This window comes from Paenibacillus sp. OK076 (genome assembly GCF_900110055.1).
Lineage (GTDB): Bacteria > Bacillota > Bacilli > Paenibacillales > Paenibacillaceae > Paenibacillus.
This window is the reverse complement of record NZ_FOCH01000001.1, coordinates 660035-682888: the sequence shown is the minus strand read 5'-3', so window position 1 is coordinate 682888 and position 22854 is coordinate 660035. Positions and strand designations below refer to the sequence as shown.

At 47.8% G+C, this 22854-nt stretch carries 23 protein-coding genes and 1 riboswitch; of the genes, 5 read left to right on the top strand and 18 right to left on the bottom strand.

Annotated features, from left to right (window positions below):
- Nucleotides 1–61 precede the first annotated feature (61 nt).
- The 10 genes from cobS to cobD form a co-directional block, all read right to left on the bottom strand.
- Complete coding sequence (cobS, locus tag BMY78_RS02985) at nt 62–952, bottom strand: adenosylcobinamide-GDP ribazoletransferase (RefSeq protein ID WP_090894525.1); 891 nt, start codon at nt 950–952, stop codon at nt 62–64.
- The gene (cobU, locus tag BMY78_RS02980; protein WP_090894523.1) at nt 949–1509 is read right to left on the bottom strand and encodes a bifunctional adenosylcobinamide kinase/adenosylcobinamide-phosphate guanylyltransferase; all 561 of its coding nucleotides are present in this window, start codon (nt 1507–1509) and stop codon (nt 949–951) included. The genes cobS and cobU overlap by 4 nt, the downstream gene beginning before the upstream one ends.
- Complete coding sequence (gene cobT / locus BMY78_RS02975) at nt 1506–2636, bottom strand: nicotinate-nucleotide--dimethylbenzimidazole phosphoribosyltransferase (RefSeq protein ID WP_090901948.1); 1131 nt, start codon at nt 2634–2636, stop codon at nt 1506–1508. Before cobT ends, cobU begins: the two co-directional genes overlap by 4 nt.
- 47 nt (nt 2637–2683) lie before the next feature.
- The gene (locus BMY78_RS02970) at nt 2684–3505 is read right to left on the bottom strand and encodes an ABC transporter ATP-binding protein (RefSeq protein WP_371129114.1); all 822 of its coding nucleotides are present in this window, start codon (nt 3503–3505) and stop codon (nt 2684–2686) included.
- A complete protein-coding gene (locus BMY78_RS02965; RefSeq protein ID WP_090894521.1) occupies nt 3502–4548 on the bottom strand; it encodes a FecCD family ABC transporter permease in 1047 nt (348 codons plus the stop codon). The genes BMY78_RS02970 and BMY78_RS02965 overlap by 4 nt, the downstream gene beginning before the upstream one ends.
- Nucleotides 4545–5546, bottom strand: coding sequence for an ABC transporter substrate-binding protein (locus BMY78_RS02960; protein ID WP_371129146.1), 1002 nt, complete (start codon nt 5544–5546; stop codon nt 4545–4547). The genes BMY78_RS02965 and BMY78_RS02960 overlap by 4 nt, the downstream gene beginning before the upstream one ends.
- A gap of 198 nt (nt 5547–5744) precedes the next feature.
- Nucleotides 5745–5882, bottom strand: a riboswitch (cobalamin riboswitch).
- Between the two features lie 164 nt (nt 5883–6046).
- Nucleotides 6047–6694 carry a histidine phosphatase family protein gene (locus tag BMY78_RS02955; RefSeq protein ID WP_256221926.1) on the bottom strand — a complete coding sequence of 216 codons (648 nt, stop codon included), beginning with the start codon at nt 6692–6694 and terminating at the stop codon, nt 6047–6049.
- Complete coding sequence (gene cbiB, locus BMY78_RS02950) at nt 6685–7665, bottom strand: adenosylcobinamide-phosphate synthase CbiB (RefSeq protein ID WP_090901940.1); 981 nt, start codon at nt 7663–7665, stop codon at nt 6685–6687. The genes BMY78_RS02955 and cbiB overlap by 10 nt, the downstream gene beginning before the upstream one ends.
- Before the next feature lie 50 nt (nt 7666–7715).
- Nucleotides 7716–8528, bottom strand: a complete 813-nt coding sequence (locus tag BMY78_RS02945) for an adenosylcobinamide amidohydrolase (protein ID WP_090894517.1) — start codon at nt 8526–8528, stop codon at nt 7716–7718.
- A complete protein-coding gene (gene cobD / locus BMY78_RS02940) occupies nt 8509–9657 on the bottom strand; it encodes a threonine-phosphate decarboxylase CobD (RefSeq protein WP_256221925.1) in 1149 nt (382 codons plus the stop codon). Before cobD ends, BMY78_RS02945 begins: the two co-directional genes overlap by 20 nt.
- A 211-nt stretch (nt 9658–9868) precedes the next feature.
- Here cobD and BMY78_RS02935 point away from each other — a divergent pair, with 211 nt between their 5' ends.
- Complete coding sequence (locus tag BMY78_RS02935; protein WP_063564381.1) at nt 9869–10870, top strand: lipoate--protein ligase; 1002 nt, start codon at nt 9869–9871, stop codon at nt 10868–10870.
- Nucleotides 10871–11103: 233 nt separating this feature from the next.
- Nucleotides 11104–11907 carry a Cof-type HAD-IIB family hydrolase gene (locus BMY78_RS02930; RefSeq protein ID WP_062326857.1) on the top strand — a complete coding sequence of 268 codons (804 nt, stop codon included), beginning with the start codon at nt 11104–11106 and terminating at the stop codon, nt 11905–11907.
- Nucleotides 11908–12369: 462 nt separating this feature from the next.
- Here BMY78_RS02930 and BMY78_RS02920 read toward each other — a convergent pair whose 3' ends face one another.
- Nucleotides 12370–12798, bottom strand: a complete 429-nt coding sequence (locus BMY78_RS02920) for a MerR family transcriptional regulator (protein ID WP_090894513.1) — start codon at nt 12796–12798, stop codon at nt 12370–12372.
- Nucleotides 12799–12967: 169 nt separating this feature from the next.
- Here BMY78_RS02920 and BMY78_RS02915 point away from each other — a divergent pair, with 169 nt between their 5' ends.
- Together BMY78_RS02915 and BMY78_RS02910 are read left to right on the top strand one after the other, a co-directional pair.
- The gene (locus BMY78_RS02915) at nt 12968–14089 is read left to right on the top strand and encodes an NADH-dependent flavin oxidoreductase (RefSeq protein WP_090894511.1); all 1122 of its coding nucleotides are present in this window, start codon (nt 12968–12970) and stop codon (nt 14087–14089) included.
- Between the two features lie 250 nt (nt 14090–14339).
- Complete coding sequence (locus BMY78_RS02910) at nt 14340–14990, top strand: FMN-dependent NADH-azoreductase (RefSeq protein ID WP_090894509.1); 651 nt, start codon at nt 14340–14342, stop codon at nt 14988–14990.
- 580 nt (nt 14991–15570) lie between these two features.
- Here the strand turns inward: BMY78_RS02910 and BMY78_RS02905 are convergent.
- Nucleotides 15571–16509, bottom strand: a complete 939-nt coding sequence (locus BMY78_RS02905) for a DMT family transporter (RefSeq protein ID WP_090894507.1) — start codon at nt 16507–16509, stop codon at nt 15571–15573.
- A 120-nt stretch (nt 16510–16629) separates the two neighbouring features.
- Here BMY78_RS02905 and BMY78_RS02900 point away from each other — a divergent pair, with 120 nt between their 5' ends.
- The gene (locus BMY78_RS02900; RefSeq protein ID WP_256221924.1) at nt 16630–18051 is read left to right on the top strand and encodes an aminotransferase-like domain-containing protein; all 1422 of its coding nucleotides are present in this window, start codon (nt 16630–16632) and stop codon (nt 18049–18051) included.
- A 186-nt stretch (nt 18052–18237) separates the two neighbouring features.
- Here BMY78_RS02900 and BMY78_RS02895 read toward each other — a convergent pair whose 3' ends face one another.
- The 6 genes from BMY78_RS02895 to BMY78_RS02870 all read right to left on the bottom strand — a co-directional run bounded on the left by BMY78_RS02895 (nt 18238) and on the right by BMY78_RS02870 (nt 22704).
- A complete protein-coding gene (locus BMY78_RS02895) occupies nt 18238–18864 on the bottom strand; it encodes an ABC-2 transporter permease (protein ID WP_090894502.1) in 627 nt (208 codons plus the stop codon).
- Nucleotides 18857–19723 carry an ABC transporter ATP-binding protein gene (locus BMY78_RS02890; RefSeq protein WP_090901936.1) on the bottom strand — a complete coding sequence of 289 codons (867 nt, stop codon included), beginning with the start codon at nt 19721–19723 and terminating at the stop codon, nt 18857–18859. Before BMY78_RS02890 ends, BMY78_RS02895 begins: the two co-directional genes overlap by 8 nt.
- Nucleotides 19723–20103, bottom strand: a complete 381-nt coding sequence (locus BMY78_RS02885; RefSeq protein ID WP_090894500.1) for a GntR family transcriptional regulator — start codon at nt 20101–20103, stop codon at nt 19723–19725. The genes BMY78_RS02890 and BMY78_RS02885 overlap by 1 nt, the downstream gene beginning before the upstream one ends.
- A 221-nt stretch (nt 20104–20324) precedes the next feature.
- The gene (gene clpP / locus BMY78_RS02880; protein ID WP_090894498.1) at nt 20325–20906 is read right to left on the bottom strand and encodes an ATP-dependent Clp endopeptidase proteolytic subunit ClpP; all 582 of its coding nucleotides are present in this window, start codon (nt 20904–20906) and stop codon (nt 20325–20327) included.
- A gap of 18 nt (nt 20907–20924) precedes the next feature.
- Nucleotides 20925–21791: an RNA polymerase sigma factor gene (locus BMY78_RS02875; RefSeq protein WP_090894496.1), complete on the bottom strand. Its 867-nt coding sequence runs from the start codon at nt 21789–21791 to the stop codon at nt 20925–20927.
- 133 nt (nt 21792–21924) lie between these two features.
- Complete coding sequence (locus BMY78_RS02870) at nt 21925–22704, bottom strand: MBL fold metallo-hydrolase (protein ID WP_090894494.1); 780 nt, start codon at nt 22702–22704, stop codon at nt 21925–21927.
- Nucleotides 22705–22854 lie beyond the last annotated feature (150 nt).

Sequence of the window (22854 nt, the reverse complement as noted above, 5' to 3'; positions counted from 1 at the left end):
CCTTTTGTTCAGACGTTTGTGCAGCAGTATCTTCCACGTTCCCTCACCCCCGCTCTCCGCGTTATATCAAAAAGAATCCCTGCAACAAACTAAGTACCGTTAGCAGTGCGGCCTCAAGCAATTCATTCATGGCTCCATACGTGTCCCCTGTAAGTCCACCCAGCCTTTCACTGATACGCCCGGCAACGAATTTGCCAATCACATAACCAGCCAGTGGCACCACAATGATCGCTGCAACAGGATATAGCCACCATGGTAACGTCCCTAGTCCATTCTCCATTTCCAGTACCTGGAACATGGCTGTATCCGGCTGGAAGATCCATACCGCTGCCCATGTGATCACACCTGCCAGAAAGGTTAGTCCTACCGCAGAGCTGCGTGCACGCTGGACTTCCTTTCGTTCACCCAAACCCTTGAACAGGACAGCGAGTCCGTCGTCCTTGCGTGCATTCGGCAAGGCCGCCATGGCATACACCATGAACCATCGGCTCCAGATCATCGGCAGGATGAGCAAAGCTCCATAGTCCCAATTGCCACGTGCGATAAAGTCAGCAATTAATGACGCTTTCATCATCAGCAGCAGGACACAGGCGATCACGCCCATGGCTCCCACACGGCTATCTTTCATAATCTCCAGCATTCGCTCACGGGATCGATAACTAAGCAGCCCATCTGCCGTATCCATCCAGCCATCCAGATGAAGGCCTCCGGTTAGCCATACCCATAACGTCAAGGTTAACACCGCTGCCGGAAACGATGGAAGCAGTGCACCCGTCAGGGCTCCACCCAGCCAGACGCATAATCCGATGACCGCACCAACCAGCGGGTAATACACCACACTCTCCCGCAATAATGGCGGGACGAAATCAAGCTGCATTTTTACCGGAAAACGGGACAGAAATTGAAAAGCGGCCGCAGCCGCATGTTTTTGTTCAAGATCGCTTTTACTCATAAACGATACTCCCTGCTTTTCAGCTCAATCGCAATACCCACTGTCACCAGAAACACTTCGCGGCAAATCGCAGCAACCCGCTGATTGAGAATACCCGCCAAATCCCGATATCTTCTGCCCAGCGCATACTCCGGCACAATACCGTCCCCTACTTCATTGGTGACAAGCACGAGCAGACCCGGGTACGACTGGATGGCCGCTACCAGTGCGTCCATATGATCGTACAGCACCTGTACCGGCTCATGTTCATGCGCTAACAGCACATTGCTGAGCCACAGTGTCAGACAATCCACCAGAACGGTCGGTGCAGACGTACCTGTATAGGACTCTCCCATTCGTGTAATTAATTCAGGCAGTGCCAGCGGTTCTTCCACCGTATGCCACAGATATCCTGCTTCATCCCGCTGGCTCTGATGCAGACGTATCCGCTCGCGCATCTCGTCATCATAAGCCTGCGCCGTAGCGACATACCAAGCCTCAGAGGATCGCTGCATACAGAGACGCTCGGCAAACGAACTTTTGCCACTTCGCGCCCCGCCCGTCACAAGTACACTCATGGGGATACCTCTCCTTGAACCGATGAATCAACAGATTCTGATGGATTCTCGGTAGGTAGAGTCTCCGTCGTACCACCAGATACGCCCGCACTTGCAAATGTCGCCATCTCATTCAGAATGCGACATGACGCATCAATTAGATGAAGACTGAGCACGCCTCCGGTGCCTTCACCCAGTCGCATGTCCAGATCGAGCATAGGCTTCAGACCCAGCTCACGCAGCAACGCTGCATGTCCGCTTTCATGCGATGTGTGGGAAGCAATCATGTATTCTGTACTGAGCGGAGCAAGCTGACTCGCAATCAACGCGGCGGCACTGGAGATAAATCCATCCACGACCACAGGGCATCCGTTTGCAGCAGCAGCGAGAATCACGCCTGTCAGTCCGGCAATCTCCAGTCCGCCCACTTTGCACAGTACATCGAGTGCATCGTCTGCATCCGGAGCATTTACGCTGAGGGCTTGGCTGACCACTGCGGCTTTGCGCTGCAATCCGGCATCATCCACACCTGTTCCCCGACCAACCGCTGAAGCAGGTGCTGTTCCGGTTAATGCACACATCACCGCTGCGCTAGCGGTTGTATTGCCGATCCCCATCTCTCCGGTCACAAACAACTGCGTTCCCTTCGCTACCTCGGTGGAAACCACTTCAGCTCCTGCAAGAATGGCCTCAATCGCTTCGCCCCGTGTCATTGCAGCACCCTTCGCCATGTTGGCTGTTCCTTTGCGGACTTTGCGGGAGACCAGTTCTGGATGATCCAGATCGGCATTCACGCCGATATCCACACAGATCACATGAGCTCCAGCGTGGCGTGCAAGCACATTGACAGCCGCTCCCCCTGTTAGGAAATTCAGGACCATCTGCGGCGTTACCTCAGCAGGAAAAGCACTAATCCCTTCTTCAACCACCCCATGATCCGCAGCCATAACGATAACAGCTCTTCGATCAAAGCAAGGCCGAGTCTCACCGGTGATCCCCGCCAGACGAATAACCAGCTGTTCAAGCTTGCCCAGACTGCCGGGTGGCTTGGTCAATGCATCCACATGTGCGGAGGCCTCAGCTGCAACTGCCTCATGTGGACCCACGATCCGACCCATTAACTGTTCCAACACCTGTTCATTATTCATGCAGCCAGCACTTCCTTTATCAAAATATGGGGTCTCCCCCGATTCATTCATTTCTTCTCTCGTCTTAGCAACAGCTGTGGCAATCCATTGTCCGGATGATTCACCATGGCCGGACTCACCCGGAAGATCTCCCGAATGTTCTCTTCCGTCATCAGCGAATGGGGTGTGCCACTGCCTACACAAGTCCCTTCACGCAGCGCCAGAATATGATCACAAAATTGCGCGGCCAGGTTCAAATCATGCAGCACCGCCACAATCGTAATATGAGTTTTTTGACGCCACGCCGATAATAACTCCATGAATTGCAATTGATATTTGATATCGAGAAAGGTGGTTGGCTCGTCCAGCAATAATAGCCTGGGTTCCTGAGCCATGACTTTGGCAAGCGCAACCCGCTGCCGTTGACCGCCACTCAGTGCATCCAAAGGTCGTTCGGCCATGTCACTCAGACCCAACTCCTCTAACACCTTATCAACTATCGCTGCTCCATCCGACGGTTCTTTGCCAAGCCAGTTCTGGTAAGGATAACGTCCCATCTCGACAACATCCCTTACGGGATAAGAGATGGCCGGCAGTCCATCCTGCTGCAAGACTGCAATCATGCGCGACAGATCTTTGCGGGTGTACGAGGAAATGTCGCGTCCATCAATCTGTATGCTGCCAGCGTTCGGCTGTTCGGTTCCGGCAAGTAGCTGAAGCAGGGTCGATTTTCCACTGCCGTTTGGACCAACAACGCCCCACCATTCACCCTCTGTGACTTGCCAGTCCACCGCATGCAGAGCCCGATGGTTACCATACATTTTACCAGCTTTCGTGACTTCAATCATCGGTCGACTCTCGGTAGGGTCTCTTTTCATGAATGTACTCATGGCATCATCCCCTTCCGCAGCTTTTTGTTCCGATGCAGCAGATACGCAAAGAATGGCGCTCCAACAAAAGCTGTAACTACACCCAGCGGAATTTCGGTTGGGGCCAGCAATGAGCGTGCAATCGTATCTGCCCAGACCATGAAGATGGCTCCCCCAATCGCGGACAAAGGCACCAACAACCGATAATCAGGTCCGACAATGAGCCGAAGAATATGCGGAATGACCAACCCAACGAAGCCGATCACGCCGGATACAGAGACAGCGCCTGCCGTAACCAGCGTACCCACAGCTAACACCGACAGTTTCAATCTATCCACCTGAACCCCGATATGCGCGGCTTGTCGTTCCCCCAAGGCAAGCACATTCAACGAACGCGCACGGCTCCAGAGGAAAATCAGCCCCAGCACAAAATACGGGAAAAGGATGGCCGTATACGACCACCCACGCAGTGCCAGACTTCCCATCGTCCAATATATAATTTCATTGATTGTCTGCTTCGACATGGTCGACAGGAAGGAGACTACTGCTCCCAGGAAACTCTGCATGACGACGCCAGCCAGAACCAGGCTGTGTGTCGGTATTTTGCGTCCCTCACGAGCGAGGGCCAGCACAAACCACAATGTGACTACTCCCGTCAGAAACGCGACCAGTGGCAGAGTCCAGATCCCAATCAGTGCATACTGCAATCCGAAAAAAATCAGAAAAGCCGCACCTACCGATGCACCGGACGATACGCCCAGGGTAAACGGATCAGCCAGAGGGTTACGAAGAACCCCCTGGAATCCAGTTCCGGCAATCGCCAGCGATGCACCTACAAGCACGGCAAGCAGTACACGTGGGAATCTGACCTTCCATATGATCTGTTCTGCTGCTGTATTCCAGTCAGGAACAATCCAGTCGCCCAGCCAGGGAATGCGATGAAGCAAGATGCCCGCAATGTCCAAGGCAGGCAGGGCAACCGAACCGATGCCCGTGCAGATGAGCACGGTTAACACAAGCAGCACAATTCCGGCCGTTCCGTACACTGCCAGCTTTTTACTCATTTGAACAGATCAGGGTAGATCGCTTTGGCTACTTCTTTCAGACCTTGGGTTACCCGTGGTCCCGGACGGCTCAACAGGTTGGCATCCAGACCGATGACTGCATCGTTTTTCACAGCCGTAATTTGATCCCACCCGCTGCGTGCTTTAATGATTTGATCCAATGTTTTGTTATTTTCCACTACATCGTTCGCATACAGAATGACGTCCGGATTGGAAGCAATAATGTTCTCTTCATTAATCTGGTTCCAGCCAGTCAAGTCGGATGCTACGTTGTTTCCTCCGGCCAGTGTAATCAATTCATCCATGAATTCACCTTTACCTACAGTCCAGCCTGGGGAGAATTCAACATATACTTTTTTCTTCTCTTCCGGTTTAACTGCCTTCACAGCTTCAGTTACATCAGCCACATCTTTTTTCATCTGGGTGATGATCTCCTGTGCTTTTTCCTGATGATCCGTGATTTTACCAAAAGTTTCAATGTTGTTTATTACATCATCCACTGATTTAGGATCTGTTTTGAAAATCGTAATGCCCAGATCGCGCAGTTTCTTCACCGACTCTTTGCTCATTGAGATACCTGTAAATACGATATCTGCTTCAGCCGCAATGATCGACTCTTCATTAGGCTTGGATACTCCGCCCATTTTCGGTTTTGTTGTTGCTGCTTCCGGATAATCGTCATAGTCGGATACCCCTACGATCTGCTCGTCCAATCCGAGTGCGAACAGGGATTCCGTTTCAGCCGGAGATACGGATACGATTTTGGCTGGTGCTTTGTCAAACGTAAACGATTCACCCGTAGCATCTGTAACCGTGAGTGGATATTGTGTTTTGAGATCTGTCTGCGCCTGTTCCTGGGATTGCTCCTGTGCAGGTTGTGAGGTTCCTGTACCCTCGTTCGTTGTTGTTGTACCACAACCGGCCAACGTCAGTGCCAGCATCGCTGCGCTCAGCAGTGACGCTACGCCTTTCCATGTCTTGAAATTCATTGTGTTCATTCTCCCCTTCTCTATCCATTCTAGTGAGTAGTGCTCCTGTCCCAATTCCGCTTGAATTTGTGTTCCGAAAAAATAAAATCCCCAATCCTTGGTCAGGATCAGGGATGACGTCTCGCATGTGGCGATCTGCGCATGGTCAGCTTGGCGCTGTTTATGCACAGAGAACTGCCCGAAACGCTGTCCTTTCCTCGAAGGAACACCGGTTTATACGTCCAGGGCAGGTAACCTGACTTACAGGAATTCATCCTGATTTACAGTGGCGGGACCGTGCCGGATTTACACCGGCTTCCCTATTTCACCCGTATGCCGTTCATCGCCTCATATAAAAGCATGAAACATACTGCATGCACGCGGGACCCTTGGTCGCTAATATTGTTTAACCATTCAAGTGAGCATCCTGCATCCTTGGTAGAGCTTGTTGCGCCTCCATCGATGATGCACTTGCTAAGTCACACTTCTGTTGTGATTATAGGTTATATTGTACATCCTTACAACCCGATTTACGGAAAAGTCAATCTGGTTCCAACCCAGCTCTCCCCATCGCCATCCAGCCGGATTTTGATCGCTTGTCCTGGTATTACCTGCGTATCCCAAAATCCTTGATCTGGAATGAGACGTGATATCATATAACGAATAACACCGCCATGCGTAATTACGGCTACCTTTGGCACGTTTATGCTGCGAGAGTGCAGTATTGGTGAAAAGGACATCAGACTCTCTTCTATAAATGAATCAATTCGCGCAGCAAATGCTGTCCAAGGCTCGCCATTCGGTGGCGTTACCTCTTTAGGCGCATCGATCCAGTCTCGGTACTGCGGATTATCCTTGAGCTGGTCATAGGTCAACCCCTCCCACTGACCAAAGTTGATCTCCCTTAGTCGGGGATCAAGCTTGGCCTGTCCCGCTTGGGACGGCGCAATGTGTGTTAGTGTCTGCTGACAACGCAGCAGATCACTGCAATATAGGGCTTCGCAGGTGATATTGCTGAACTCTTCGCGCAGCGAAGATAGCTCCTGCTCTGCTCCGGGCAGCAGTCCGATGTCGGTATGCCCAAGATACCTTTTTTCCAAGTTCCACGCCGTTGTACCATGACGTATCAAAATAATCTCACGGCTTTGCATGCCACTAGGTCCAGCTTCTATCTCCATAACAGTGCACCTCCAGCAGACCATATCCCTAAGGTGACCAACCAACATACTAAAACAAAAGAACCTGCCGACCAGAACATAAGCCGAGTTGTTTGTACGATATCTTCTGCTTCCATCCGTCTTGTAGGCTCGCCCATATATGCGCGAAATGAAGCCACGCCGTGATATACGTTATGCCCGCCAAGTCTTATGCCCAGCGCTCCGGCCACCGCTGACTCGGGAAAACCGCTATTCGGGCTTGGGTGCAGTCGTGCATCCCGGGACACCATGCGTGCAGCCCCTCTGGCATCCATCTTCATGAACCAGGCTCCTATAATCAACAGCAAGGCGGTAAGCCGCGCGGGAATCCAATTGGCCCAATCATCCAGACGGGCAGACGCCCAGCCGAGATGCAGATATTTTTCATTTTTATAACCTACCATGGAGTCCAGTGTATTCACCGCCCGATAGGCCATGGCAAGTGGTGCACCACCAATCAGGGCATAGAACAGTGGAGAGACGATTGCATCCACGATATTTTCCGCCACAGTCTCCACCGTTCCCCTCACAATCTCCGGTTCATCCAGATGAGCCGTATCACGTCCTACAATCATACCCAGTGAACGTCTCGCCGCAGGCCAATCCTGTTGACTTAAATGGCGGTAAACTTCCATACCTGCATCCTTCAAACCTTTTGAGGCGATGGTGGTTGCGATTAGCACCACTTCTGCCACAACTGCAACAACGGGATGAATAAGACCCAGCACATAGATTAATCCCCAAGTCAGTGCAAAAGAACCGCCTGCAATCAAAAGTGGAAATAAAACGCCAGCTCTTTGGAGTGCCTGTTTCGAATCCACCCGCGACCTTATCGCTCGCTCCAGTGCAGAGATGGCCTTTCCCATGCCAATCACCGGATGGGGAATCCAGCGCGGATCACCGATGCAGCGATCGAGTATGTATGCTCCTACAATAATCCAGGCTCCAGCCATTCCCGTCCAGATCGGCCAGGAAGCCCATTGATGCAGCAGAGATGTCATTGCTATTTATTCCTCTCTTTCCACTCCTGCGCGGCTTGCAGGCTTTCCATTATTGTGTCATACACCAGCCTGCCGATCGCTGCACCCATGACCGTAGCCGTCCCTGCGTAACTGATGAGTGGTTTATCTACTCCAGCCTGGCTGACCGCGAGTACGATGGCATCCGTTGTTGTTCCGGTTGCAGGCAGACCATTCTCTGAATCCATCACACCGAAATCAGCTAACGCAGCGGCTTTCGCCTCTACCGCAGTCTGAATGGCATTCACCATCGCTCCAGCAGTCATACACCCATTCATCCACAACATGATATTGATCGTACCGGGAGTATAGGTTGAAGACGAAACTTTCCCAATTTTCTGGGACACCGTCCCATTGCTCATCTCATTCCCCGCAGCATCGAACACGGTTCTTGCAGAACCTGCCCGTGCAGCATTCGATACCCCTGCTGTAGTGCAGCAAAGCAATCCGAATTCATCACTTTCGTATTCCTGGATCGCTGTGTGCTCCAATCGAACCGCAGTCAGAAGACCGGCACATTGATCCTGCTGCTCCTGCCATTCACTCAACAGCTCGGCAATATCACGTGGTGGATCGTCACAGCGATAAAGTCTGTCCACATAGGTGTTGAATATGCGATCTAGTTCAATCATGCCGCCCCCATACACGGCACTGGAAAGTGCTGTTACAACAGAGGGACTGGACGCTTTAATATGCCGCTCATGTGCGGAGATGTATAATCCAGGCCACACAGAAGATCTGTATTCGTTCTGTTCCTTTTGTACATGGGAGTAATAATTATAGAATGGCAGTGCCATCGCTTTGTCCCCCTGCCTCTAACCCGGTTGTCGGATTAGGCGTAATTACATTTCCTATTGTTTCCAGCAAACGTCCATTAGCCTCCGCGTCCTTGACCGCAAAACGTACATGTCGTTCCCCAAGTCCGGGATACATCGCGCAGCTTCGGATCAGTATTCCCCGTTCTCCGAGAGCAGCCTGCATGGATGACGCTGTCCACGGTTCTGGAAGAGCTGCCAATATAAAATTTGCTTCCCCTCGTGTAACCTCACACCCCAACGCTTCCAGACCTTCCGTTAATCTCTTTCGTTCGTGTGACACCAGTGCCAATGTCTCCTGTTCAAAATTTTCCCCACTGCGCAGACAGGCTTCTCCTGCGATCAGTGCAAGCCCGTTCACACTCCAGGTGACCTGTTTCTCTGTCATGGCGCGAATCAGTTCAGGACGCCCCATCGCGTAACCCAGACGCAGGCCTGGAATCGCATAAAACTTGGTCATCGAACGAATGATGATCACTTGCGGATACTCTTTCAAGCTGGGCGCAAGTGATTGCCGCTGTGATTCAGGAATAAAATCGATAAATGCCTCATCGACAACCAATATTGTGCCTGTTGTCTCTGCTTTACGAGCAAGCCGTTGCAGAACTTCGACCGGATACTGTACCCCATTGGGGTTGTTGGGCTGTCCAAGGAAAAGCAGGTCCACCCGCTCTATCAGCTTCTCAATATCTTCCGGTTCTGCTCGCCAGTCCAGTTCTTCCCGTCCTTGAACATGGTGGACTTCTGCTCCAAATTGTCTGGACAAAGCACTGTACTCTGAAAAACCGGGCTCTACCGTACCGACTCTGCGCGGCGCGAGTCCAATTAAGATTAGAGCCATATTTTCCGCCGCCCCATTGCCAACAGATATGTGATCCGGGGTTAAACCCAGTCGGTCACTAAGCAACATTTTGAACGCCCGATGGCCCGGATCAGGGTAACGAAGTACCGTATGTAATCCTTGTTTCAGAGACTCCAGCACTTCCCGAGGTGGACCCAGAGGATTAATATTTGCGCTAAAATCGAGGAAATCCGCAGGATTCCCTCCAAAACGTACAGCGGCCGTCTCCACATCACCGCCATGTCCAAAAACTTCAATTAAACCGGTCATCCTATCCGTCATCCTTTCTGCATGTCCTTTTTATTATGGATGTCGTGGCAGGCAGGGGTCAATCCTGTTTTGGCTATTTAAGCCCTTTGCGGCTTCAATTTCTTTGTGTCCTTTCGACAATTCGTTTACAATAGAGAAGGAATTTCGATTCCGTAAAGCATCACTATATAAGGGATATGCATCCCTCACATACATTAATGGAGGAATGACCATGCTGTTTGTTGATAACCAGGGCATTACAGATCCTTCTGTAAACCTCGCCATTGAGGAATACATTCTGAAGCATCTGCCGATGGATGACAGTTATTTGCTGTTTTACATCAACCGCCCGTCCATTATTATCGGAAAACACCAGAATACCATTGAAGAGATCAACATTGAGTATGTTCAGGATAACGGTGTGCAAGTCGTACGTCGTCTTTCGGGAGGCGGAGCCGTTTATCACGATCTGGGCAACCTCAATTTCAGCTTTATTACCAAGGATGACGGACAATCCTTCCATAATTTCCGCAAATTCACACAGCCTGTGGTGGAAGCCCTGCAAGAGCTTGGGGTTAATGCCGAACTGACGGGACGCAACGATCTGCAAGTCGGAGAGAAGAAAATTTCGGGCAATGCCCAATTCTCTACGCGTGGCCGCATGTTCAGTCATGGCACATTGATGTTTAACCTGAATCTCGACCACGTTCAGGCTTCACTCAACGTTAATCCGGAGAAGTTCAAGTCCAAGAGCACCAAATCCGTACGCAGCCGTGTTGCCAATATTCGTGATCTGATTGACAGCAATCTGACCATTGAACAATTCCGGGACGAGCTGCTGCGTCACATTTTCCGCATGGAGCCACAAGATGTTCCTCAATATGAACTCACAGAGAAAGACTGGGACAAGATCAACGAAATCTCTGCCGAGCGTTATAACAATTGGGACTGGAACTACGGGCTTTCCCCGGAAAGCAATGTGAAGCATACACGTAAATTCCCTGTCGGCATCATTGATCTGCGCATGAATATCAAAGATGGACGGATTGAAGATATCAAAATCTTTGGTGATTTCTTCGGCGTAGGCGATGTGGCGGATATCGAAGATATGCTGCGTGGCAAGCGTTACGAGGAATCTGAGGTGCGTACTGCACTTGAGGGTCTGGATGTAAAACATTACTTCGGCAACCTGGAGCTGGAGGACTTTATTGGCCTCATCTTCCTTGAGGAGTAAGCAATTTAGATGTATATAGATGTTTTGAACTAACTATGATCACTGAAACGGAGAGGACAGAAAAAACCTGTAAAAGCGAAGCGTTCACCTTTATCACCGGATTTCCCCCTTATAAGAGGGATCAAAAAATCTGGGGATAACAGTGATTGGAAGGTTATTCTGTCATCGTAGTGCTTGTGTGAGTTTATTTAGTTCAATTAAATAGATACAGATAAAAAAGGAGAGAAACACAGATGACCTACAAATTAATCGCAATTGACATTGACGACACACTGATCAACGATAACAAGGAAGTAACGCCTGCAACACAGACTGCCCTGGAACAAGCGGTTGCTCATGGTGTCGTTGTAACACTGGCAACCGGACGTGCTTATGCTTCTGCCCAAGCACTCGCTCGTCAAACGAAGCTGAACGTGCCCATCATTACGTATCAAGGCGCTTTGGTGAAAAACTTGCTGGACGAAAAAGTACTCTACGAGCGCTACGTTCCACAGGACGCTTCCCGCAAATTGTACGACTACTGCCTGGAGCATAATCTGCATCTGCAAACGTACATTGACGACAAGCTGTATGCCCGTGAAGAAAACGACAAGCTGCGTGACTACGCTAAACTGAATGGTACTCAGTACCACATCGAACCAGATTTCATCAAAGTGATTGAGCAAAAAACACCGAAACTGCTCATCATTGATGAGCCGGATTACCTCGACGAGGTTGCGGTTGCTCTGCGCGAACTGCTCGGACCTGAAGTACACATTACCAAGTCCAAGCCATACTTCCTTGAGATTATGCACCGCGAGGGAACGAAAGGCCATGCGCTCACCTTCCTGGCAGATCACTTCGGTCACCAATTGAGCGAATGCATTGCCATCGGGGATTCCTGGAATGACCATGAAATGCTGGAAGTCGCTGGTTTGGGTGTAGCGATGGGGAATGCGATCCCTGCTCTGAAAGAGCTGGCAGATTACATTACCGCGAGCAATAACGAAGACGGCGTGAAGCAGGTTATTGAGAAGTTTGTGCTGAACGCGGAGTAAAAATTTCAGCAAAGCATTTTACTTTTATACATGTATTATGGACAATAGAAACAAACAGCCCTGTCAGCGATAGCTCGCTGTGCAGGGCTGTTCTTCTAGCTTTGACTATGTACTTCCTCCGCATACAGCTTACTTTCTTGTTCTTACCGGCATACATCCGGAATCGACAAACGCTCCTTCCTGTGGCTACAAACGCTGGAAAGAGGCTCTGTGTTCTGCCCCACCGTTGGTTTCCGAACTGCTGGATCTTGCCATCACTCCAAGAAAAACGAGTGGCTAGATATTCTATAGACCATCCAATTAAGGCTTTCCGATTTTCTTTGGCGATAAGTCCAAACTCCAAGATTTTCGTCTTCTTTTCTGCGATTTGCAGCTCGAATTTGGCTATCAGCTTGATTAATGCCTCATAGAATCGATCTGCACAACCTAGACTTGGTCGCACCGAAAGTTGAGTTAAGTACATTAATTCACCGTCTTAATCTCCAGGCCGTGACCGTGACATTTAAAGTTATAGTTGGGGTTTTTCATAACTTCTTCTTTCTGAAGTTCATACATGGCTAGTTTATAGTTTATTTCTTCCAAGTGTCTTTGACTTTCCTCCATTTTCTTCTGAACTTCCAATTTATGCTGCATCAACATTTCTTCTCTTTGCAAATAAGTGCTATTTCCCAATTCATACAATTCCTTGTAATCCTTGATTTTTGAAAGAGGCATCCCTGTCTCTTTGAGACAACGAATAAAAGAAATCCAATCTATTTGTTGTTGGTTATACACTCTACGACCTTTTTCGTCACGAGATATATTCGGTAATATCCCCTGCTCTTCATAAAATCGAAGTGTCTTTGCAGATACATTTAAATTCTCCACTACATATGTCATTGAATACAACATCTATTTGTCCCACCTTTAGTTACAGTTACTGTAACTAAATATATATCATAAAGAGAATGACAACACAACAATTCTGTATATAATCATATAAAAATAAGTCCTTTACTTAACGTAACAGTAACCAATTACACTGAAATAGAAAAGAAAATATGATAGCGAGGTTAAAGAAATGAATCAAAAATATAATAGGTTATTTGAATCCTTCACATTCAGAAGTGGAATAACAATGAAGAATAGAATTGTTATGGCACCTATGACAACCTGGTCAAGTAATGACGATCTTACCATTTCGGATGACGAAGTAAAGTATTACAAACAAAGAGTGAATGGAGTAGGACTCGTCATAACAGGGTGTACTCATGTTACACCGAATGGACAGGGTTTTACGAATGAATTCGCCGGATACAATGATGAATTTACTCCAAGTTTACGAAAATTAGCTGAAGCAGCCAAAAGTGGAGGCTCTCCTGCGATCCTACAGATTTTTCATGCTGGCAATAAAGCTTTGCCCGAATTGGATGCAGTTAGTGCGAGTGCATTGCAGCCCGAAATTACTAATTTAGGTTCAACTCCAGAAACAAGAGAACTATCACATGAGGAGATTTTGTCCATTGTACGTGCTTTTGGAGATACAACAAGACGAGCGATTGAAGCTGGATTTGATGGCGTCGAAATTCATGGGGCACATGGATTTTTAATTCAGAATTTTTGGTCGCCAGCGACAAATCAACGGACGGACCAATGGGGAGGATCACTTGAAAATCGCTTGCGTTTTCCATTGGCGATTATTAACGAAATCAAAAATGTCATTGAAAAACATGCTGCAAAACCATTTATGATTGGTTTCCGCCTTTCCCCTGAAGAATCCCACAAAGTGGACGGATTACGTATGAAAGACACGTATGAATTAATTGATTTCCTTGTTGAACAGGATTTAGATTATATTCATGCTTCATTAGATAATGTGTCTTCAAAACCAGTAGATAGTCAAGATGAAAAAACACGGCTTGAATTAATTATTGAAAGAGCAAACGGTAAGGTACCTGTGATGGCTGCTGGTTCAATACTAACACCGGATGATGCTCTTCAAGCTGCGGAATTAGGATTGCCGCTAGTCGCCATTGGGCATGCGTTAATTATGGATCCTAACTGGGTTGAAAAGGTGGAAAATGGACGTGAAGTCGAGATAGATTCTGAATTGAACGTTTCAAAATTTGACCAGCTTACTATTCCAGAAAAACTTTGGAATGTAATTCAAGCAATGCCAGGTTGGTTTAATGTTAGTAAATAAAGAGTAGTCTTAAAGGCTACTCAGATTGATCAGAAACCCAGGTCTTGAATGAGACTTCGGGTTTCTGATCCTGATTTTAAGGTGCTCCATCGAGATCGGCTGAATGATGTAATAGAGATTCTAATATTTACAGCAAATCAAGTTAAACGTTTATTATATTTTGTTGCCTGTGTCTCGTATGAATCAATACGCTTGGTCACTAACATCGTGTCTTCATTTAATACTATCAAAATCAAGGAGTGGATCTTTTATGGCAACTGTACTGTACATTACTGCACATCCTATGAAAGAGGATACCTACAGTTTATCGGTCGGCAAACAGTTTATTAAAACCTACCGGGCGCTTAAGCCTGGGGATGAAGTAATACATTTGGATCTATACCGCATGGATCTTCCGAGAATTGATGCTGATATTCTAAGCCATTGGGGACAACCACTAAGTGGACCAACTTTTGAAGCATTAAACGAAGAGACCAAACAAAAAGCAGTACGGATGCGTGAGATACTGGAACAGTTCATGGATGCGGATAAAATTATTATAGTAAACCCTGTATGGAATTACTCTTTTCCTTCTGTACTGAAAGACTACATTGATGCAGTTACGATTATAGGTGGAACTATTAAGCGAGCAGACAATGGGCTTCGCGGTTTGTCCGGACTGATTGGAACTCAGCAAGGGAAAAAAGTAATGCACATTCAAGCTTCAGGAACAGTTCTTTCACACGGAACGTTTGAAAATGTTGAATACAGTCACAGTTATATCCATTCTGTTATGAAATTACAGGGGATTGACGACGTTCAGGCTATTTTTATTGAAGGGATCAGTGAGGGGCCAGATCAAGCAAAAAGAATTAAGGAGCAAGCAATTCGCAAAGCAATATTGGCAGCAGGAACATTTTAATTTTTACAGTTAAAAAGGGAAATCAATACCTTAAAAGTTTACAAAACAAATAACGCGTAAGCGTTTATTACAGCATTACTCTGGGTATTCCGATCGACTTAGACGAAAATGACTCGGTTGTTTTCCGGGGCATATAAATTGCCTGCATTTAATCAGCCTCTATCTTGCCGGATCACTAGCAGAGAACCTGTCTTGGAGATTCGTATTTTGGCTGGTACCGCCTTTCATTGGTTTGGCTGTCCTGCTAACGCTTCCCGCTTTTCATTTTCTTTATTACCTATCTCATTCACACTCTTTACCTAGCCTAAACGAAAAAATCCCAGATTACGACATCTTGCGATGACGTAGCCTGAGATATTTAATAAAAGGATCGCAGAACCAATCCAGCCACGAGTCTCCGAAACAGCTTCAAAATAACGTCCCCACGTATAAGAGACCAGACTGCTACGGTTGGGATGTATATAACGATCGCAATATGAATAGCACCATACAGTATAATGCCTGCAAACAGTAATATCGCCCCAAGTCTCTGCCTGTTCAGTATGGTCTTTGCCCATTCCTTCGCTGAATTACGCTTCGCCTATTTTACCACAGGTTTGGATGCTTGAACCATCCGATTAGAACGACTTCTTTTACCAAGCCACCCCATCACTTTCTCATTCATCGCCAGCAAACCTGAAACGATCAGCGCAACGCCCAACCAGGTAATCCAGCTTACATGCTCATTGTAGAGAACCGCCCCAAGCCCAACCGCAATCGGAGGGGAAATGTATAACCAGGTCGCCGGGAATAACGGGTTGGTACGAGACATGATCCAGTAGAACAAGCTGTGCCCCACCATCGAACCGATGACCGTCAGATAGATCAGAGATGATATTGCGGGCATCCAATCCATTCCAGTTGTGCTCCACGATTCCGTCACCGCCGAAAGCGCGGATAACAGCAAACCTCCGTACATCATTTGCACCGCATTGATTGCTACAGGATTAGCCTCCTTAAACTGATTAATGACCTTTTTGGAGTACAACGCCCCTGCCGAATAACAGACTTCACCCACCAATACCGCAATACAGCCCCATAGCCACAGGGAATTGCCACCAATCGATACACCCGGCAATACAACAAGGATAACCCCTGCAAAACCGATCAGGCAGCCCGCAATCATGCGTGCAGACGTTTTTTGACGCAACAACGCTGTCTGCATCACCATAATCATCAGTGGACCTGTTGCTGACAGAATTGCACCAACACCCGAGCTCACATATTGTTCAGCCCAATATAAGGTCGCAAAGGTCCCGAATGTCAATCCGGCCCCGGTCAAGAGCATCTCTTTACGCCATAATAAAGACAGGTTCACTTTCCCTTTCATCCACATCCATGCAAACATTAGAGCACCTGCAATGATAAAGCGTAGTCCTGCCGATAGAAAAGGCGGCATGCCTGCCTCCACGCCAATTTTAATCGCTAGAAACGTTGTTCCAAAAATAAGACACATTACGGTAAATGCTACTGCAACCATGCTAGCCCCTCCTTCATCTGTTCTCCATCATAAAGCACTGTCTACAGAACAGAATGAATAAAACAGAACAGTTAGTTCCCGTTTGCTGTTACAATGGAGTTCAAAAGGAGCGTGAGCCGGGTGGGCAAAACCATGTTGATGACAGATAACAGCCTGAAACTATATGAGCAAGTGGTACATTATCTGGTTGTACGGATCGAAGCCGGAGAGTGGAAAGAGCATGAGAAGCTGCCGTCCGTGCGGAGCCTGTCCGAGCTGCTCGGTGTACATCGCCTCACTGTTTTTAAGGCCTATCAGGAATTAAAAGAACGGGGGAACGTTTACGTCAAGGATAAGTCCGGTTATTATGTCAGTCCTGCTGACCCTTCTCCCGTGACAGATCAGGCCGATGACCCGGCCGTGTCTGCCTGGCTGCATTGGGATTCACTTGCCCGCGTGCAATCCCTTGAGGCGGAATACCAATTCTCCAAATCATTGATCGACCCCGCCCTGCTGCCCAACCGATATTGGGGAGAATTAATGCGGGATTTGCTGGATTTATATCCCCGTCTGCTTGGGACGTATTCCACGATTCAAGGAGATCTGGAGCTGCGTAGTGCCTTGGCAAGCCATCTGACGACGAGGGAACGTTTCTACATCTCGTCTGATGAAGTGCTGATCACTTCTGGTGCACAGCAGGCCATTGATGTGATCTCCCGCAGTCTCGTTAGACCCGGTGACCGTGTGCTCATGGAGAGGCCAACGTACGGCCCTGCGATGGAAATTTTCCGCAAACAGGGTGCCAAGTTGTTTTTTACGGATATTCATCGTGATGGCTACGATCTGGAACAGATTGAACGCCTGATGAAGCAGGAAAAGCCAAGAGTATTTTATATGACGCCAACCTTCCAAAATCCTACGGGCATCAATATTCCGACCGAGCAGCGCAAACAACTGCCTGAACTGGCGGAACAGTACGGATGTTTCCTGGTGGAAGACGACAGCACCTATGATATCTATTTCAAGGAAAAACCTCCTGCGCCGATCTTCACATACGATACTACAGGGCATACACTCTATATTCGCAGCTATAGCAAATATGTCGTGCCGGGTCTGCGGATTGCCGCAATCATGTGCCGCCCCCGGTTTATGCCAGGATTACAGGCCGTAAAAGCACTGACAGATAACGGATCACCTCTGCTAAATCAGAAGCTTTTCCTCCGTTATTTCCAGTCCCCACGCATGCACCAGCACTTGTCCAAGCTGCGTACCGCCATTCAACTGCGGATGGAAGTAATGGAACAGTGCCTTCAACAAACCAATTGGACGTGGACTCGTCCTGAGGGTGGACTTAATATCTGGGCAGAGCTTCCGGAAGGTGTAGATACGGGGCGCTTGCTTCACCGATGTATGGAGCATTCCGTCGCTTTTGTGCCGGGAACGGTATTCGATCCTTCCGATGCGAACGCCAGTCGCAAGCTGCGTCTCTCCTTCTCCTATGCTCACGAGCAGCAAATCCGGGAAGGCATGAGCAGACTGATTGCGTTGGCTGAAAATACGTGATGATACGTTGCAATAATCTGCGTTTGCAGATTAACGATAGCTTGTCTGGCAGTTCGCAAATTTTAAATCTTCTGTAACACAAAAAGTCGCCGTTTGGCGACTTTGCTTTTTGGACTGCTGTTCTGCTGTACTCGACTGGCAAAGTAAGTTAGGAAGTTTTTTTATTGAAATCCTTCTTCATTCCTCCTATAGATCTTTCCTTGCAAACAGTCGGACCGTTACAAAATAGGAGACAATGAACAACAGAAGAATGCAAACTGAAACAAAAACATAAACCGAAGCACGACCCATGCCGTTCTCGCCTGCCATATACAGGAGTGAGGCAACAGGCTGCGCTAAAATAATAAGAACGATCATGAAAACCGCATTAATGATTCCCGCTCCCTTTTTACTAAGGGCGTAAAAAAGAGGCATATAGATCGAAATTAAAACCAGCACCATTCCAATCGAAATCAGGATGTCCAGTACCGAAAAGTCGGGCTTGTTCAGTTCGGGGAAAAGATAGTTAACCAGCCAGTGAGCGCCTGACGAAGCGAAAACGCCAAAAAGCGTATAGAGAATGGCAGACAGATACTTCGCTTGCACAATGTTTCTGCGGCTAAGCGGGAGTGTGACAAGAAATTTATGATTATGGTTTTTGATATCAATCATAGTTGCAAGCATAATCGAACCGAAAGCAGTATATATCCCTACAAAATACATCGACATTTCCACTGTCGGGATAAATGCGACACTGAATACAACAAAATAAAAAAGGATGGCCCATAGCGAGCTTTTCAAAGCGATATAATCTTTGCGAAGCAAGTTAAGCATGATGTCGTTCCCCCTTGGCCGTAAAATAGATAAGGTCTTCGAGGGAGGGTCTATGTAAAAGAGCATAATTGCCAAATAATCGTTCTGCTTCCGCCCTGTTATCTGCCAAGCCTTCAAAACCAACCGCTGTCTCACGGATTCCGACGAATTGTCCTCGAGTGTCCGCATCAAGCAGCTTCATGTCCCCCTTTACTATTATGTACCTTTCAAGCACATCATCCTTTGCTTCATTAAACACAATCTTTCCTTTATTGATGAACGTAATATAATCTGCTATACGCTCCAAATCCGTCGTGATATGAGTCGAGAAAATAATAGATCGAGTTTCGTCCTGTATCATATCTGCAAGCAGGTCAAGCAGTTCTCTCCGAAACACAGGATCAAGCCCGGATGTAGGCTCATCCATGATGAGTAGCTCAGCATCGTGAGATAAAGCGATAGCCAGTGAAAATTTGATTTTCATGCCTTTGGACAGTTCTTCAATCTTCTTTTTGGGAGACAATTCGAATTGCTCCAGGTAGTTGTTAAATTGCTTCTCATCCCATTTCTTATAAAAAGGAGCAATCATGCTTTTCATTTCACGGATCGTAAGATGCTCATAATAGAAACATTCGTCTGAAACAATGCCAATGCCTTCTTTAACATTAACTTCCTGAGCAGGCATCTCTTTTCCCAATGTTTTGATACTCCCGGAGTCCGGACGAATCAAGCCGGTGATCAGACTGATCAGTGTGCTTTTCCCCGCCCCGTTCGGGCCGATAAGTCCGGTAATATAACCTTGTTTTATATCCAAAGTGATCTGATCCAGCTTGAATAAGGGGTACGTTTTGGATAGGTTGCGCAACTCAATTGCGTTCATCATGCTTCTTCCTCCTCTACTAGCAATGTAAAATGCTTAACTACATCTTGAACACCCATGCCCAGTTCCTTGCCCTCACGAAGGATATCGAGCATTTTCTCTTCGATTCGTTTCAGGCGCTGTTCCCGAATAAACTCCTGATTGGCCCCGGAAACAAAACAGCCTTTGCCTACGACAGAATCAATCAGTTTCTCTTTCTCCAGTTCTTCATAGACACGTTTGGTTGTAATTACACTGACCTGCAGATCCTTCGCAAGTTGACGGATGGAGGGGAGACTCTCCCCTGCAACCAGTTCCCCGCTTAAAATGCTCTGTCTAATCTGGGTCAGAATCTGCATGTAGATGGGATCGCTTGATGCGTTTGATATTAGTATGTTCATGTTCTCTCACCTCACTGGTTTCAATCCAACCCATGTATAGTGTATATATATAATATATACACTATACATGGGTTGAGTCAATAATCATTCAATTTTTTTTCAATACAGATAAGACAGCAAAGTAGCCCGGAAAGTCGAATGACCTTCCGGGCTACTTTACTGTTCATTATACTTGCTTTTCTTTTGTCGTGTTTTTTGGCATGTTTGGTATCTTTTTTTTCTTACGTACTGGATATGACCTTATCCACAAGACCATACTCGACGGCTTCCGCAGCGGTCAGAAAATAATCTCTGTCTGTATCCTTTTCAATCCGATCCATCGGCTGTCCCGTATGATCGGCAAGCAGCTTATTGAGGCGCTGACGATGCTGGATAATCCGGTTGGCATGAATCAGCATATCCGAGGCCTGCCCCCGTGTTCCGCCAAGCGGCTGGTGAATCATAATTTCACTGTTTGGCAGCGCCAGCCGTTTCCCTTTTGTTCCACCCACCAGCAGGATCGTACCGAAGCTGGCTGCCATGCCTGTGCAGATCGTGGAAATGTCAGGCTTCACGAATTGCATCGTGTCAAAGATGGAGAATCCGGCAGTCACGGAACCACCCGGACTGTTGATATACATCTGGATATCCTTCTCCGGGTCCTCTGCGGTCAGAAACAACAACTGGGCCACGATCGCATTCGCCATCTGATCCTCAATTTCTCCGGATACCATAATGATCCGATCTTTCAGCAAACGGGAATAAATATCATAGCTCCGCTCTCCGCGGGCTGTCTGTTCAACAACATAAGGTACCACGTTCATGCATTTTGCCTCCCCGGTTTACGCAACCATGGTGACCGTATATCCTCCCCCATACGACATGGAATTCGTACCGGAGCTTGAATAACTGTACATCACTGGCTGCATCGATTGAGACGGCAGAGTCTGCTGCAAAATCGTTCCCGCCACAGCCATCGGATCATCGGTCTGACTCAGGCATAGATCAATTAAACGGGCAGTATCACCGCTGCGGAACGCCAGCAAATAACTGCGCAGTTCCTCCCTATTTTGCGGATGCTCTTCCAATGGATTGGTCTGATCAGCATCCGCTTCATGCAGGCTGTGCCTCACTTTCGCCAGAGCAGTGCGGGCACGACTCAGGGCAGCTTTGACCGCCCCTTCCGTCGTATCCAACAGTTCAGCAGTCTCTACCGTCGTGTATCCCATTAAATCACGTAACATATATATCGCTCGCTGCCACGGTGGCAGTTCATCCACAAGGATTTGAACAGCGGACTCGACTTCCTCGAATCGCTCTTCTTCCTCAAATTCTTGCATAAATGGCTTCATGCTTTCCAGTTTGCTTGCCAAGTTCTCACGCTTCCGTATGGCGTCAATCCAGGTGTTGCGTGCAACACGGATGAGATAGGCTTCCCAGTTCATGTCCGCTGTCATTCCCGTTCTTCGGGCAGCTGAAGAGGATAATGCTTTAACACATGTATCCTGAACCAGATCCTCCGACTCCCAGACCGAACCAGTTAATGACATACAGTAGGCGTACAACGAGCCCAGCAGGCTCGGAAGCGCAGCTTCAATCGTTTGCTCTAACGTATATCCGGTTTGAACACCGGAATGGTTATAGGGTTCAACCTGTTTATCATCATGTGGTCTGTTGATTCTGCAATCCACGGACTTCACAAAGGCCATGTTTGGGGCCCCCCTTTGTTGGTTCCTGATTGAACTTGCTTCAATTTACTTGCTGTAATTGCCTTACACTATGTAAACGAAGAACCTCCGGCAAAGGATACGCTCTTCTGAATTTATTTTTAGCATGGCTGTCCTATTCTCCCAGCTTCACCTTCAGACCAGTAAGTGCCAGCGTAATCCCCTGATCCAGATCATAATTCTGGCGTACATCCACGTCGTGAGACATATGTGTAAAATAGGTCTGACCCGGCTTCAAATCTTGCAACAGCTCCTGCGCCTCAACCATATCGTACACTGAGCGTGTGGAGAATTCCGCAAGTTCATGAACAAAGCTCGTCCCAAGTACCAGGAGATCAAGCCCATACAACGGCTGCTTCTCCGAAGCCTTCAGATCAATGGCATCCGAGCAATACGCCCAGGTATATCCTTCACGCTCCAATCGATACGCATACGAATAGCCATTATGACCGTGGCAAACTTTCCAGGAGTGCACCTTCCATCCACCGAGCTCGATATCCGCATCCGTTTCCAGAAAATTCATATGACGACCGAGCCATGGAAACTGACTTTGGATGGTCGCGATCACCTCCCGTGGTGCATACAACTGCCCTTTTACACCCAACCAGCGACACGCATCTGCCCATTCGGGCAAGCCTCCAATATGATCAAAATGCGCATGAGTGATCAGCAGCGTCTGCACCATCCGCATCCCTTGATCTTCCATCTGTGATCTCCAGTCCGGTCCGCAGTCAATCATGAAAGGTTCGTGCTCGCCATCACTATGAATCAAAACAGCAGCACGTTTGCGAAGGTTGATCCCCGTAATTCGGGCTTCTGTGCAAACGTCACAATCACAATACACCCGCGGAACACCCATCGCATCCCCTGTTCCCAGAAATGTTAGCTGATTCATTAGAAAAGTCCCCTCTCTATCCCGGAAGCAATGCATCCCAAATTCATGTTCCATCCGATTAATGATATGTAAATTGTAATCTCCCACCTCTGTTTTTGCAAAAAAAAGACCATCACGCCGCAGTTAATCACTGCAAACGGGACAGTCTGT